This is a genomic window from Hymenobacter sp., assembly GCF_031398885.1.
Classification (GTDB): domain Bacteria; phylum Bacteroidota; class Bacteroidia; order Cytophagales; family Hymenobacteraceae; genus Hymenobacter.
The window spans coordinates 1-13643 of record NZ_JANNOD010000002.1 but is presented as its reverse complement, the minus strand read 5'-3'; the positions used below and the strand labels follow the sequence as shown (position 1 = coordinate 13643).

Annotated in this window: 13 protein-coding genes; 6 read left to right on the top strand and 7 right to left on the bottom strand. The window is 66.9% G+C overall.

Annotated features, from left to right (window positions below):
• Positions 1-84: 84 nt before the first annotated feature.
• The 5 genes from plsX to RMO51_RS00115 form a co-directional block, all read right to left on the bottom strand.
• On the bottom strand, positions 85-1026 hold the full coding sequence (gene plsX / locus RMO51_RS00135) for a phosphate acyltransferase PlsX (RefSeq protein ID WP_310390915.1): 942 nt from the start codon (positions 1024-1026) through the stop codon (positions 85-87).
• Between the two features lie 115 nt (positions 1027-1141).
• Complete coding sequence (gene rpmF / locus RMO51_RS00130) at positions 1142-1372, bottom strand: 50S ribosomal protein L32 (protein ID WP_310390914.1); 231 nt, start codon at positions 1370-1372, stop codon at positions 1142-1144.
• A gap of 67 nt (positions 1373-1439) precedes the next feature.
• Positions 1440-1973, bottom strand: a complete 534-nt coding sequence (locus RMO51_RS00125; RefSeq protein ID WP_310390912.1) for a DUF177 domain-containing protein — start codon at positions 1971-1973, stop codon at positions 1440-1442.
• Positions 1974-2066: 93 nt separating this feature from the next.
• Positions 2067-3095, bottom strand: a complete 1029-nt coding sequence (gene pdxA / locus RMO51_RS00120; protein ID WP_310390911.1) for a 4-hydroxythreonine-4-phosphate dehydrogenase PdxA — start codon at positions 3093-3095, stop codon at positions 2067-2069.
• Positions 3096-3207: 112 nt separating this feature from the next.
• Positions 3208-4668, bottom strand: a complete 1461-nt coding sequence (locus tag RMO51_RS00115) for a leucyl aminopeptidase (protein ID WP_310390910.1) — start codon at positions 4666-4668, stop codon at positions 3208-3210.
• A 190-nt stretch (positions 4669-4858) separates the two neighbouring features.
• Here RMO51_RS00115 and rsmA point away from each other — a divergent pair, with 190 nt between their 5' ends.
• The 6 genes from rsmA to RMO51_RS00085 all read left to right on the top strand — a co-directional run bounded on the left by rsmA (position 4859) and on the right by RMO51_RS00085 (position 10295).
• The gene (rsmA, locus tag RMO51_RS00110) at positions 4859-5692 is read left to right on the top strand and encodes a 16S rRNA (adenine(1518)-N(6)/adenine(1519)-N(6))-dimethyltransferase RsmA (RefSeq protein ID WP_310390954.1); all 834 of its coding nucleotides are present in this window, start codon (positions 4859-4861) and stop codon (positions 5690-5692) included.
• Positions 5693-5735: 43 nt separating this feature from the next.
• On the top strand, positions 5736-6737 hold the full coding sequence (locus tag RMO51_RS00105; RefSeq protein WP_310390908.1) for an NAD(P)-dependent oxidoreductase: 1002 nt from the start codon (positions 5736-5738) through the stop codon (positions 6735-6737).
• A gap of 102 nt (positions 6738-6839) precedes the next feature.
• A complete protein-coding gene (gene greA / locus RMO51_RS00100) occupies positions 6840-7316 on the top strand; it encodes a transcription elongation factor GreA (protein WP_310390907.1) in 477 nt (158 codons plus the stop codon).
• A gap of 139 nt (positions 7317-7455) precedes the next feature.
• Positions 7456-8283: a nuclease A inhibitor family protein gene (locus tag RMO51_RS00095; protein WP_310390905.1), complete on the top strand. Its 828-nt coding sequence runs from the start codon at positions 7456-7458 to the stop codon at positions 8281-8283.
• A gap of 92 nt (positions 8284-8375) precedes the next feature.
• A complete protein-coding gene (locus RMO51_RS00090) occupies positions 8376-9200 on the top strand; it encodes an alpha/beta fold hydrolase (protein WP_310390903.1) in 825 nt (274 codons plus the stop codon).
• Between the two features lie 126 nt (positions 9201-9326).
• On the top strand, positions 9327-10295 hold the full coding sequence (locus tag RMO51_RS00085; RefSeq protein ID WP_310390901.1) for a hypothetical protein: 969 nt from the start codon (positions 9327-9329) through the stop codon (positions 10293-10295).
• 21 nt (positions 10296-10316) lie between these two features.
• Here the strand turns inward: RMO51_RS00085 and RMO51_RS00080 are convergent, their stop codons facing one another.
• Both RMO51_RS00080 and RMO51_RS00075 read right to left on the bottom strand, forming a co-directional pair.
• Positions 10317-11750: a DNA/RNA non-specific endonuclease gene (locus tag RMO51_RS00080; protein ID WP_310390899.1), complete on the bottom strand. Its 1434-nt coding sequence runs from the start codon at positions 11748-11750 to the stop codon at positions 10317-10319.
• 314 nt (positions 11751-12064) lie between these two features.
• Positions 12065-13564: a hypothetical protein gene (locus RMO51_RS00075; protein ID WP_310390897.1), complete on the bottom strand. Its 1500-nt coding sequence runs from the start codon at positions 13562-13564 to the stop codon at positions 12065-12067.
• Between the last annotated feature and the right edge of the window lie 79 nt (positions 13565-13643).

The following is a 13643-nucleotide window of genomic DNA, read 5'->3' as shown; positions in this document are numbered from 1 at the left end:
CCTGCAAGGTACTAGCCGCGGGCCGAAAAAGGCCTAAAAAAAATCCGGCCGGAGCCGGAGGTTTTTCACGAATTCAGGCGCCGGCTAGGATTTAAAAGTAGCCTTTATTTGGTCGACAATGCCGGACTTGGCCATGTTGTAGCCCTGCTCGAGCATGTTGGCAATGGCCAGCGGCGTGCTGCGGCCGTGCCCGATGATGGCGTTGTCGTTGATGCCCAGGATGGGCGAGCCGCCCACGGCCTCGTAATTGAACTTGTCAAAAAACGGGTCGTGAAGCTGCTTCTCGTCCATCATGTCGTAGATGGACTCCGCCATTTTCAGCAGGATGTTGCCCGTGAAGCCGTCGCAGACAATCACGTCGGCGCGGTCGTTGAACATGTCGCGGCCCTCCACGTTGCCCACGAAGTGGATGTGCGGGTTGGCCTTGAGCAGCTGGTGCGCGGCCTGCGTATTGGGCGTGCCCTTGCCTTCCTCTTCGCCCAGGTTCACCAGGCCTACCTTGGGCTGGGCGATGCCCAGCACGTACTGCGCGTACAAAAAGCCCAGCTCGCCAAACTGCTCCAGCATCTCGGGCTTGCACTCGGCGTTGGCGCCCACGTCGAGCAGCACCCCAAAGCCGCCGGCCAGCTTGGGCACGAAGTTGGCGATGGCCGGGCGCAGCACGCCGGGCACGGCCTTCACCGTGAACATGGCCCCTACGAGCATGGCGCCGGTGTTGCCGGCCGAGCAAAACGCCTCGATTTCGCCGGCCAGCAGCATTTTGTAGCCCACCGCAATGCTGGAGTCCTGCTTTTGCTGGAAGGCTTTGGCCGGGTGCTCGGCCATGTCGATGACCTGCGACGCGGGCACAAACTCCAGCGCGGCGCCGGCGGGGCCGGCGGCTTGGAGCAGGGGCCGCACGGCGTTTTCCTGCCCGATGAGGACGATGGTGGCCTGGCCGGCCAGTTGCTCAGCGGCCAGTAGGGCACCCGCCACGGCGGCTTGGGGGGCGAAATCGCCGCCCATCGCGTCGAGGGCTATTTTCATGTACGAGGTGTTTGGAAGGTCAGGAGAGGAGGGAAGCACCAAAAATCCGGCCTCGCTGGCTTAAAAAAGGAGCGAAGCCGGACCATAAGGTGCCGCGAAGTAACAACCTGACGCGCTATTCGTCGTCGCCCGAGGCGTCGGCGGCGGACGCAGCGCCCACCTTCGAGTAGTTTTTGATGGCCAGCTGGCCGTTGTGGTACAGGTCGCCGTCGACCACGTAGGCCTTGTGGCGCAGGTGCAGCTCGCCGGTGTTGGGGCACAAGGTCACGGCTTTTGGGGTAAGCTTATAGTGCGTGCGACGCTTGTCGCGAACGGCGGAGGAAGTGCGGCGCTTAGGATGAGCCATGTTGAGGGAATTAAGAATTAAGAATTAAGAATTAGGAGTTGGATGAGCGACTCGGGGCGCTGACGGATTAGTTCAGGTTGCGCAGGGCGGCCCAGCGGGGGTCGGCCGGCTCGTCGTCGTCCGGGCCCTCGTTGGCGGGACGGGTGCTGAAGATGAGCTTGGTGGGCGCGGCGGGGTTGTCGTCGGCTTCGTTCTGGAAGCGCGGGTGCAGCTTTTTCATGGGCAGCGCCAGGCCGATGTAGTCGTACAAGTGCTGGGCCAGGGGCAGGGCCTGGGTGTCGGGCGTAATTTGCAGCACGTTGTCGTCCAGCTCCTTGGCCTCGTCGCCGAAGCGCACCAGCAACTGCTCGCGCAGGTCCAGCGGGTGGTCAAACTCGTCGAGGCTGCGGTCGCAGGTCAGGCGCACGGTGCCTTCAATGTGGAAATTCAGGGTCAGCAGACGCTCCGTTTTCAGCAGCTCCACGTCGACGTGCAACCGGCCTTCTTCCACCAGGGGTTGGTCGAAGAGGGCGAAAAAATCGGGCCCCAGCTCGTATTCAAACCGGTGCGTTTTCAGCGCCAGCTTGGCAAGGTTGAGGTCGAATTGACTTTCTTTTTTCACGGTCGGCTGGATAGCAGGGGGCAAAAGTAGTGAATTTCTGGCTTTTTGCCAAAAGAACCACCCAACTTTCCCACTCCCAACCCTTTCGGAACACTAGCGGGCCGAGCGCGGCTGGGCGTCGTTCCAGCGCTGCCGCCACACCTGGCAGGCCGTGTACACCGCCGCCCGAAACGACGACTCGTCGGCCCGGAACTGGCCCGCGATGCCGTAGGCCGTGCCGTGGTCGGGGGAGGTGCGCACCACCGGCAGGCCGGCCGTGAAGTTTACGCCCCGCTCAAAGGCCATCAGCTTGAAGGGAATCAGCCCTTGGTCGTGGTACAAGGCCAGTGTGGCATCAAACTGCCGGAACTGCTGGGTGCCGAAGTAGCCATCGGCCGGAAAGGGTCCGAACACGAGGTGGCCATCCTGCGCGAATTGCTGGATAACCGGCGCCACCAGGTCGCCCTCTTCGCGGCCCAGCAGGCCGTTTTCGCCGGCGTGGGGGTTGAGGCCCAGCACGGCAATGCGCGGCTTGAGGATGCCGAAGTCCCGCTTGAGCGACTTGAGCAGCAGGTGAATCTTAGTGCGCAGCAGCTCCGGCGTGAGGCGAGTGGGCACGTCCTTCAAGGCCACGTGGCCGGTGACGGTGGCAATGCGCAAGTCCTCATCCACGAGGAACATGAGGCTCTCGGGCGCATCAAAAAAGCTGGTCAGAAACTCCGTGTGGCCGGGGAAGCGGAAGTCGTCGGCCTGGGTGTTGTCTTTGCTGATGGGGGCCGTAACGAGGGCGTCGAGCTTACCGGCTTTGAGGTCGCGGCTGGCGGCGAGCAGGCTTTCGCGGGCGGCCTGGCCGGTGGCGGGCGAAGGCTGGCCGGGGGCCAGGGCGAAGTCTTCGTCCCAGCAGGTCACGGCGTTGAGGCGGCCCGGGGCAATGTCGGCCGCGTCGCGCAGCTGCCGGAAGGTGAGGGGCTCGGCGTCGGGCGCCACCGGAAAATCATCGAACAGCGCCGTGGCCGTGCCGTAAATAACCGGCGTGCACAGCTTCAGCAGTCGTTCGTCGAGCAGGGTTTTGTAAATGACTTCGGGGCCGATGCCGGCGAGGTCGCCGACGGAAAAGCCGAGGCGGGGAAGGGATGGGGGCATGTTTTACGGAATAGAACAGTCATGCAGAACGCAGCGCAGCATCTCGCGTGCAGCAGTAATTTCATCATTCAACGAGCCCGGCGAGATGCTTCGCTGCGCTCTGCATGACGATTTATCCAGGGAGTCGACTCGTCAAAAACTCGTACAGCAGGCGCACGCCGGTGCCGGTGCCGCCTTTGCCACGGTAGCTCTCGGCAGCCGTGAGGTAGGCGGGGCCGGCGATGTCGAGGTGAATCCAGGGGTAGCCTTCGGCGAAGCGCTCCAGGAACTTAGCGGCCGAGATGTGGCCGGCTTCGCCCTTGCCCAGGTTGCTGAGGTCGGCGATGTCGGATTTGATGTGGTCGGCGTACTCGTCCCAGAGCGGAAACTCGACCAGGCGCTCGTGCACGGCGTGGCCGGCTTCGGTGAGCCGTTGCATCGTGGCGGTTTCGGCGGTGCCCAGCACGGCGGAGGCTTCGGTGCCCAGGGCGCGCACCGCGGCACCGGTGAGGGTGGCCAGGTCGATGACCAGCTCGGGGTCGTACTTCCGGGCGAAGCTCAGGGCGTCGGCCAGCAGCAGGCGGCCTTCGGCGTCGGTGTTTTTTACTTCCACGGTGAGGCCGCTGTGCAGGGTAAGCACGTCGCCGGGGGCGTAGGCCAGGCCCCCGGGGCGGTTGTCGGTGGCCGGCACCAGGCCGATGACGTGCAGCGGCACGTGGTTCTTGGCCAGGGCGAAGAGCGTGCCGGCCACGGCCGCGCCGCCGGCCATGTCGCACTTCATCAGGTCCATGGCGCCCGGCGTGGGCTTGAGGCTGAGCCCGCCGGTGTCGAACACCACGCCCTTGCCCACCAGCACGTAGGGCCGGGCGTTTTGGGCGCCCGCGGGCTTCCATTCGAGGATGCTGAAGGTGGGCGGCTCGGGCGAGCCCAGGTTCACGGCCAGCAGGCCGCCCATGCGCAGGGCTTCAATTTTGGCCAGGTCGAGGATGTCGGTGGTGTAGCCGGCCTCGTCACCGGCCGCGGCCATGCGCTCGGCCAGCTGCGCGGCGTTGAGCTTGTTGAGCGGCGCGTTCACCAGGTCGCGGGCCAGCCGCACGCCTTGCAGCAAGCCGTCGAGCTCGGCAAGGGCGTCCCCGGTGGCCGCGTCGCCCACCACCGAAATTTTGGTCAGCGCCGCGGCCTTGCGGGATTTCTCATCGGTCTTGTAGCCCTCGAACTGGTAGGCGCTCAGGACCAGGCCTTCGGCGAGCCGCAGGGCCGCGTCCGGGGTTGCGCTGAGGTTGTGGAGGAAAATCTCGGTAGTTTTCTCGGTTTTCAGCAGGCCGTGCAGGGTGTGGCCGCTGCGGCGCAGCGCCTCGGCCACTTGCGCGGGGGCGGGCTTGTCGGCCAGCACCACGAAGTAGTGGTGGTGGCTGAAGTGGTTGAGGTGCACGAGCTTTTGGTCGTCGGCCAGGGCGGCGGTCACGTACTGCTGCGCTTCGGCGGAGAGGTCGCCGGTGGCGGCTTCGGGCAGGGCCGCCGTGCCGGGCGGGAGGATGAATACCTGCGTGGAATGGGCCGGCGCGGCGGCCGCGTGGGCAAGGGCTGGGGACATGGGTGGGAGTGAAAGCCGTAGATTTGAGCTCGCAAGGTAGCAGCAAGGCGATGAGGTGATGGAAGTGATGAAGTGATGAAGCCGGCGGCGTAACGAATCCGCCTTGGGCACAAGGAGATTACCCGGCCTCATGCTTTCCGTCATCACCGCATCCCCTTATTATTACCCCATCACCTCATCACTCAAAAATTTGAACTCCGTTCGCCCCAAGAAACACCTCGGCCAGCATTTCCTGGCCGACCCCAACATTGCCCGCCGCATTGTGGGGGCTCTGCAGCTGCCCGTGGGCGTGCGGCACGTGCTCGAAATTGGGCCTGGCATGGGCGTGCTGACGCAACACCTGCTCGAAAACCCGGCCTACGAAACCAGCGTGGTGGAAATCGATGCCGAGTCGGTGGCTTACCTGCAGGCGCACTACCCGGCCCTGGCTGAACGGATTTACGCCACCGATTTCCTGAAGCAGGACCTGGGCGCGATGTTCCCCGGCCAGCCGCTGGCCCTCATCGGCAACTTTCCTTACAACATCAGCAGCCAGATATTTTTCCAGGTGCTGGCCCACCGGCAGCAGGTGCGCGAGGTGGTGGGCATGATTCAGAAGGAAGTGGCCCAGCGCCTGGCCGAGCCGCCCGGCTCGAAAACCTATGGCATTCTGAGCGTCCTTTTGCAGGCGTACTACCGCATTGAGTACCTCTTTACGGTGCCGCCGCACGTGTTCGTGCCGCCGCCCAAGGTTGAGTCGGCCGTGGTGCGCCTCACGCGCAACGCCACCGGGCGGCTGGACTGCGACGAGAAGCTGTTTTTCCGCGTCGTGAAGCAGGCCTTCCAAACGCGCCGCAAGACCCTGCGCAACGCGCTGAAACCGTTCGGGCTGCCGGCCGAAGCCACCACCGATGCCATCTTCGACCAGCGTGCCGAGCAGCTGGGCGTGGCCGAGTTCGTGGGCCTGACCCAGCGGGTGGCGCAGCACCAAGCCGCAGCCAGTGCCGACCTGCCGGACCGGACCGTAGACGACATCGTGGAATAAGGTGAAAGCAGACTCATCTAACATCCGTCAAGCCGGTCAGGCAGTGCCCAGCCCGCCGCCGGCCCCGGGCACCGGTGGCGTGTGCCTGGTAGTCGACGAAATGCACCCTTCGCTGCTGCCACTGCTGGCCGAAATCGGTGTGCAGGCAGATTATCGGCCCGACCTCACGGCCGCCGACATCCCCGCCGCCCTCGCCGCCCATCCCTATGAAGGCCTGGTGGTGCGCAGCAAGCTGCGCGTGACGGCCGCGTTGCTGGCCCGCGGGCCGCACCTGCGCTACGTGGCCCGCGCCGGCGCCGGCGCCGGCACCGACAACATTGACCAGCCCGCCCTGGCCGCGGCGGGCGTGGCCCTGCTCAACGCGCCCGAAGGCAACCGCGCCGCCGTGGGCGAATACGCCCTGGGCCTGTTGCTGGCGCTGTTTCGCAACATTGCCCGCGCCGACCACGAGGTGCGCCGGGGCCAGTGGCGGCGCGAGGCCAACCGGGGCGAAGAAATCGGGGGCAAAACCGTGGGCCTGCTGGGCTACGGGCACATGGGCCGCGCCTTTGCCCGCCGCCTCGCGGGCTTCGACTGCACCGTTCTGGCCCACGACGTTGACCCCCAATGCGCCGCCGATGGGTACGCCGCCCTCGTTAGTCTGCCGGAACTGCAGGCGCGCGCCGACGTGCTCAGCCTGCACATCCCGTACTCGGCGGCCAACCATCATTTTGTGAACGCGGGCCTGCTTGCGGCGTTTGCCAAACCGCTGTGGGTGCTCAACACGGCGCGCGGCGAAGTGCTCGACCACGCGGCCCTGGTGAGCGGCCTGCAAGCCGGCACGGTGCGCGGGGCGGCGCTCGACGTGTTGGAGAACGAGCGGTTGAGCGCGCTCACGCGGGCGCAGCAAGTCGCGTTCGACTTCTTGAAAAACGCCCCCAACGTGGTGCTTTCGCCCCATATTGGCGGGTGGACGCACCAGAGCTACGTCCGCATCAACGAGGTGCTGGTGGAGAAAATCCGGGCCTTCCGGGCCAGCCAGCCGGAGGGCCCCGCGGGAGGCTAGCCCCTTTTGCGTATCTTTGCTGCGAACCTAAGGAGGGAGAACGGTTGGCAGTGCCAGCCGTTCTCCTTGCTTTTTAGCCAAACCCGCAAGCATTTACATCTTATGGCCAGCACCATCAATTATTACACCCCGGAGGGCCTGCAAAAACTCAAGGAAGAACTCCAGGACCTCAAAGTCCGGGGCCGGGCCAAGGCGGCCGAGGACCTGCGCGAGGCCCGCGACAAGGGCGACCTGAGCGAGAACGCCGAGTACGACGCCGCCAAGGACGCCCAGGGCCTGCTCGAACTCAAAATTTCCAAGCTCGAAGAGGTGGTCGGCAACGCCCGCGTCATCGACGAAACCAACATGGACTTCAGCAAGGTGCTCATCATGAGCAAAGTCAAGCTGAAAAATCTGAAGAACAACATGGTGCTCGACTACACCCTGGTGGCCGAGGAAGAAGCCAACCTGGCCGCCGGCAAAATCTCGGTGAAGTCGCCCATTGGCAAAGGCTTGTTGGGCAAATCAGCCGGCGACACGGCCGAAATTACCGTGCCGGCCGGCAAGCTGCAGTTTCAGATTCTGGAAATCAGCCGGTAGGTTTTTTAGTGATTAGCGGTTAGTGATTAGTGGAAGGGCGGCGTCGGTAGATGCCGTCCTTTGCTTTTGTCAGGCGATGAGTCTCTTTCGTTGCAGCCACGTTTATTTGCACTAATCGTTAATCACTAATCACTAAATAATGCCTTCTATTTTTTCCCGCATCGTGTCCGGCGAACTGCCGGCGCACAAGGTGGCCGAGGACGGCCGCCACCTGGCTTTTCTCGACATCACGCCGCTGGTGGAGGGCCACACCCTGGTGATTCCCAAGCGGGAAGTCGATTATATTTTTGACCTGCCCACCGACGAGCTGGCGGCGCTGCACGCTTTCTCGCAGCGCGTGGCCAAGGCCGTGCAGGCCGCCGTGCCGTGCAAGCGCATCGGCGTGGCCGTGATTGGGCTGGAGGTGCCGCACGCCCACATCCACCTCATCCCGATGCAGAAGGTGGCGGACCTGAATTTCGCCAACCCCAAAATCAAGGTGGCCGAGGCGAGAATGCGGGAGCTGGCCGCCGCCATTGCCGCCAATGTGGAAGGCGGCAGTGGCCTGAGCGCCGCCAAAGCCGGTGAAAAATCGACCGCTACGGTGCCGCCGCCGCTCCCAGACCTGGTGAAGGGCCTGTTCTTTTTGAGCGAGTCGGACGCGCCGCTCGAAGCCGTGGCGTACGCCGCGCCCGGCGGCGAACTCTCCCACGCGGCGCTGCTCAAAGCGGTCGGCGAGCCGGCCGGCCTACCGGTCGAAACCAGGGAGCTCACGCAGTTCCTGCGCAACCACACGGCCGACGATGGCGTGCTGGAGGACCCGGCGATGGCCAACCGCTACAAGGCCCTGCAACTGTTCATGAAGCAGGAGCTGAGCGAAACCAAGGTGTACCGCGTGGGCCCCGGCCCGCAGGTGCGGGCCTACGCCCTGGGCCGCACGGCCGACGGCACGCTGGCCGGTTTCAAAACGGTGCTGACAGAAACCTAGAAAGCAGCCGCCGCAAAAGATGGCCACGACGCAACGTTGGCAGCTCAGGGGTGTCTGTGCAAGCAGTTTCCACCTTTTGAGCCCAACACCGCATGCGTCGCCTCTTATTCTTGTTTTTCCTGGTGCTCGCGGTTCCGGCCTGGGCCCTGAAACCCAGTCGGGTGTGGCTGGCTACGCCCGACTCACGAGGCCTCAGCTATCAAACCGTGGCCCTCACCACCCCCGACCATGCGCAGTTGGTGGCCTGGGTAGTGGCGCCGGCCCCCAACGTGCCCGACCGGCACACCACGATGGTGGTGGCCTACGGCGACTTCGGGAACATGTCCTACGAATTGGACCAGGCCCAAGCCCTGGCCGCGGCGGGCTACCGGGTGTACCTGTTCGACTACCGGGGGTTCGGGCACAGTGCCGACTTTGGCATTGACGAGCAGCGCTTGTATTACCCCGAATTCTCGCTGGACCTGGGTGCGGCGCTGGCCGACGCCCGGCGGCGCTACCCGCACAGCCGCACCGGCATCATCGCCTTTTCCATGGGCACCATTATGGGCACCGAAGTAGCGGCCCGGACGCGGTGCGATTTTTTTGTGGCCGAGGGCTACGTGGCCAGCCCCCAACGGCTGGTGGCGTATCAGCTGAAAAGCCGGCAAAAGGTGGTGAGCCTGCCCGCGGCGGCGGCGGCCTACTCGCAGCACGCCCCCCGCGTCAGGTGCCCCTGGCTGCTCATTGCGGGCACCGCTGACCAGCACACTCCCCTGGCCGATTCGGTGGCCGTGGCGCGGGTGGCCCGGCGCCGCCAGCGGCGGCAGGTGCTCAGCTTCGAGGGTGGTCATTTGCAGGGCATGCCGGTGCTGTCAGAAGCGGCTTTTGGCGACAAGTACGTGCGAGAAATCAGCCGGTTCTTGGCGGCAAAAAGCTAAAGCAGCAGCACGCCGAAGCAGTCAATCGCGCGGTCGGTCCGTCAGCGGGCTGTGCAACCCCGGGCGCGGGGCGGCGGTCAGACGGGTACGCGGGAATGTTCCTGCGGCGCCCGTTTTCCCTGCTCCATGAAAAAGCTGTGTGTCTTCGTTTTGCTGGTGTTGAGTGCCTGCCAGTCCCAGCCAACACCCGTTGCCCACGCCACCGACCAAGTGAACGTGCTGGTGGGCAACCAAGGCTACTTGGCCATTCACGGCCAGCTGCCCGCGGCCGGCACCAACGACGACGCACGGGTGCAAGCCCACCTGGCGTATGCCGAGCGGGTGCTGCGCCAATGCCCAACGGCGGGCCTCGACCCGGCGCTGGTGAACCGGCGGCAACAGATGCTCGACCTGCTGCGCCGTTACTGGACCGCGGGCGTGTTTCCGCGCAACTACGACCACCCCGGCGAGCGGCGCCCCTGCTTCATTGACCGCGACGGGCGCTTGTGTGCCGTAGGCTACCTGGTGGCCGAAACAGCGGGTCGTCGCGTGGCCGCGCGCATCAACCAAGCGCACCAATACGACCTGATTGCCGACATGCGCGCGCCCGAGCTGGCGGCCTGGGTGCGGGCGTCGGGCCTGACTTTGGCCGAGTGTGCGCTGATTCAGCCTCAGTACCCTGGGCCCCCAATAGCGCCCACGGAAGTGCGGGTTACCACCAGCTACGCGGTGGGCTCGGCGATCTGGGGTGGGGTCAATGCCATGTTCGCGGTTGCCAATGCCACCCAGTTCAACCAGCCCAGCCCGGGGCGAGGGGCCGCATACGCGGGAGCGCTCAGCGGCACGGGGCAAATTCTGTTCGGGGCGTTCCATTTGCCCACTGACCAAGCCGGGGTAGATTATTTTGGATGGGGAGGTCGGGTCCCCGGCAGGTCCTACGCGGCCGAGCGCGCGGTGTCGTTTCTGAACATCGGGGCGGGCACGGCCACGCTGGCCCTCAGCGCCTGGAACCTCATCAGCCACCGCCAGGCCGCTCTGGGGCGCACGGCCGTGGGAGTGGTGAACTTCCCCGGACCAGCAGGCGGCGCGGGCTTGTCGCTCAAGCGCCGGTTCTGAGGTGTCGTAAGTCGTGCCGGCTCACGGTGCCTCGCCGCTGTCCACCAGTTGCTGCAAGCGCGCCTGGGTGGCTTGGGGCAGGGCGCTGAGCAAGTCCAGGCCGGTGGCTTCTTCGATTTTGTCGACTGAGGTCAGGTAGCGCCGCCAGTCGTGGTCGAGGGCGTTGTCGTTGGGCGTGTCCACGGCCAGCACCCGCACGGCGGGCTCGGTGGCGAGGCGCTGGAGGTCGTTCGGGCCTTCGGGTAGGATGACCATGACCTTCCAGATGCGGGCGGGCACGGTGACGCGGCCCTGGTCGAGGGTTTGGGCGAAGCCGTTGGCCCCGGTGCCGCCGCGGCCGTAGCTGCCCATCACCACGTACACCTCCTGGCCGCGCCGTACCTGGCTGCGCGCGTATTCTTCGAGGTGGGCCCAGGTCTGCTGGTTGTTCTGCGGGGCCTGGGGCACCATGTTGGTCATCAGAAAGGTGGCGCTGTTGGCGTCCAGGTCGGCGGTGCGGTCGCCGCTGGGGCAGTTGTGGCCCTTGTCGAAGCCCGAGCGGGCGTAGCTGGCGGGCGCCACCGAATAGAACGGCCGGGGCAGGGCCGGGTCGGGGCGGAAATTGTCCTGGCGCGGGGCCTGGCCCAGGTCGCCGCGGCCAATGTGCCAGCTCACCCAGGTTGGGATGCCGCGCGCGGCGTGGTAGCCGATGGTAAATTCAGGGTGGGTGAGCAGGTAGTTATTGGCATTGGCCGGGTCGGACGTGGCCCCGCTGGGGTTACCCAGGGCGAGGTTGTCGCCCGGGACCGAAGCCGGCGCGGTGCCGGAAGCGCCGCCCGGCTGAGTACGGGGGCTGGCGGGAGGAGCCGTGCGGTTCTCAAAATAGCCGCCGGTCACGCTACTGCCCGTCGCCACGGCCGGCCCGCCTGCGGTTTCGAGGGCAATGTCGTCGATGTTCAGCCGGTTATTGGACCCGCTGGTTTTGCGGATTTCCAGGCGAATGGGTTGGCTGGCGACCCCGGCAAACACGTGGGGCACCAGGGCCGGCCCGCTGGTAACCACCGGGGCGCCCGTGCGGGCGTAGGTCCGGCCGCCGTCGCGGCTCAGCCACAGCTCCCAGGTGCTGGGCCCGTCGGTGCCGTACGCGGCGCTGCTGATGCGGATTTGGCGCACCCCGGCCGCCGCGTCGAACCGCATGCTGATGCGGCCCAGCTTGCGGAGACGGGCGGCGTGCTCGCCGGTTTTGTGGTCCTGCGGGCCACTCCCGATGAGGGCGTCCCGGAAGTGCCAGGCCCCGGTGGCCAGCGGCTCGTCGGCCTCCTCATACGCGCCTTTGGTCCCGGCCTCAAAAGTTTCGGGAAAGGGCGCCGGGGCTTGGCGGGCAGCCGGGCGGGCAACGGTGGTCGTGGCCGTTTCGGCGGGCTGCTGCGAGCAGGCGAGCAGGACCAGGGCGGCGAGAAATAGGGCGGGGCGCATGGGGCGAAGGTAAGGAATGGGCCGCCTCCTTAGTTCACGGGCCGCTGCCGCGCGCGTAGGCAAACGGCTGGCTTTCGGCGGGGCCCCGGCCGGCCGTTTGGCGGACGGCTTTTGGAGGGTCTATCTGGTATCGGTAGCTTTTTCGCTCGTCCGCCAAAGGGTCCTTTGCCGCCTAGAGCGTTTTCGGAATCGGTGTACCTGCTCCGGCCGGGCTCACCTCACGAGACCCCTGCGGGGCGGGCCCCGGTTCGCTTGAGGCGCGAAGCCCGCGGAGAGGGGAGCCTGACGACCGGTACACCAACCCCGAAACCGCTCTAACCGGTTGGTTTCGGCTTACGGCCGCGCCGCGCCGGCTCCTTCACTGGTGCCGGCTGGTCCACCAGCAGCCCTTCTTGCCGGAGCGCTTCGCGCAGGCCGTGCAGGGTCGGGAATTCCTGGCGCAGCTCCTGGGCCAGGCGGAGCACGGGCTCGGCGAGGCGGGGCGCCGCGCCGCGCACCGTGGCCAGCCAGCGGCCGATGCGCTCGTAGAGCACGGCCCCGCGCTTGGCCCCAGCGCGACCGGTAAGGTAGGCGCGGGCACGGGTTTCCAGCTCCAGCATCAGGGGCGTGGGGTCGGTTTCGGCCAGCCTTATCAGGACCTGCTCGGTGTGGTAGGGCGGGCTGACGTGCAGCCACTCCAGGCCCAGCACGAAGTCGCGCAGGGCGGCGGCATCGGCTTCGGCGGCCAGCAGCTCGGCGGCGAAAGCCACGCTGCCGCGCCGGGCCCGGGCGGCGGCCACGGCCTCCTGCACGAAGGCGCCAATGGCGGCGGGCTGGAGCAGGGGCCGCAGCCGCCGGAAGTCGTCGAGGCTATTATTGGCCAGGGCGCGGTGGCGCAGGGCGGCGCGGAAGAGGTCGGGGGCCTGGACGGCGGTGAAAGCCGTGAGGACGTAGTCGGCGAAGCGGTCGGGCCAGGTGGTGAAGGCCGCGATGGCGGCGCGCAGCAGCCGGGGGCGGTCGGGCTGGGCGGCGTAGAAGTGCAGCAGTTGCTGGGCCACGGCGGCGTCGGTGGGCAGCAGGGTTTCGGCGGCGGCGGCCCAGGCGGCGTCGTTGGGCAGGGTGCGGGCAGCTTGCAGGGCCAGGCGGGCGCGGGTGTCGGGGCCGAGGGGGGCTTCTTTGAGGGCGTCGGTCAGCAGGGGGGCGGCCACGGGGTCGGCGGCCAGGGCCAGGAGCAGGGGCAACCAGCTCGGCTCGAAATCAGGCCACTGGCCGGTGGGCCGGGTGAGGTGCGGCCCCAGCCACTGCAGGGCGGCTTCCAGCTCGGCGGGCGGCACCACGGCGGCCAGCAGATTGGCGGGCCAGCCGGCAGCGGCCAGGTCGGCGTGCCAGTGGCGCAGCACGTCGGTGCCGTAGTGGCCGAAGGTGCCGTAGTCGTCGCTGGCCGGCTCGTCCACCCGGTAGATGGCCGCGTTGGCGGTGGCCCAGTAGCGCAGGGCCGTGGTGAGCTGCCCGCCGCGGGCCAGCCGGAGCAGCTCGGCCACAAAGGGCGCCAGGGCCTCGCGGAGGGCATCTTCGGTGGCTTCCTGCAGGGCGTCGCCTTCGTCTTCCTCGTAGTAGGCCTCGCTGTTTTCCCAGAACTCCTCGTCGAACTCCAGCGCTGCCAGCGTGTCGGTCAGGCGCTGGGGCAGGTCGGCCAGCAGGTCGGCGGCGGGCGCGGGTGCGGGCGAACGGCCGAAGCCCAGGAACTGCCGGGCCAGGTCGTCGCTCTTGGCCAGGGCCTGCTCCAGGAAGTGCAGCTTGTCGGCCGCCGGGCGGTCGGCCCAGGCGGCCTGCACGGCGGGGGGGGGGGGCCCCGGCGGGCCCCGGGCCCGGGCGGGGGGGGCGCCCGCCCGCGGGCGGGGGGGGGGGGCGGCG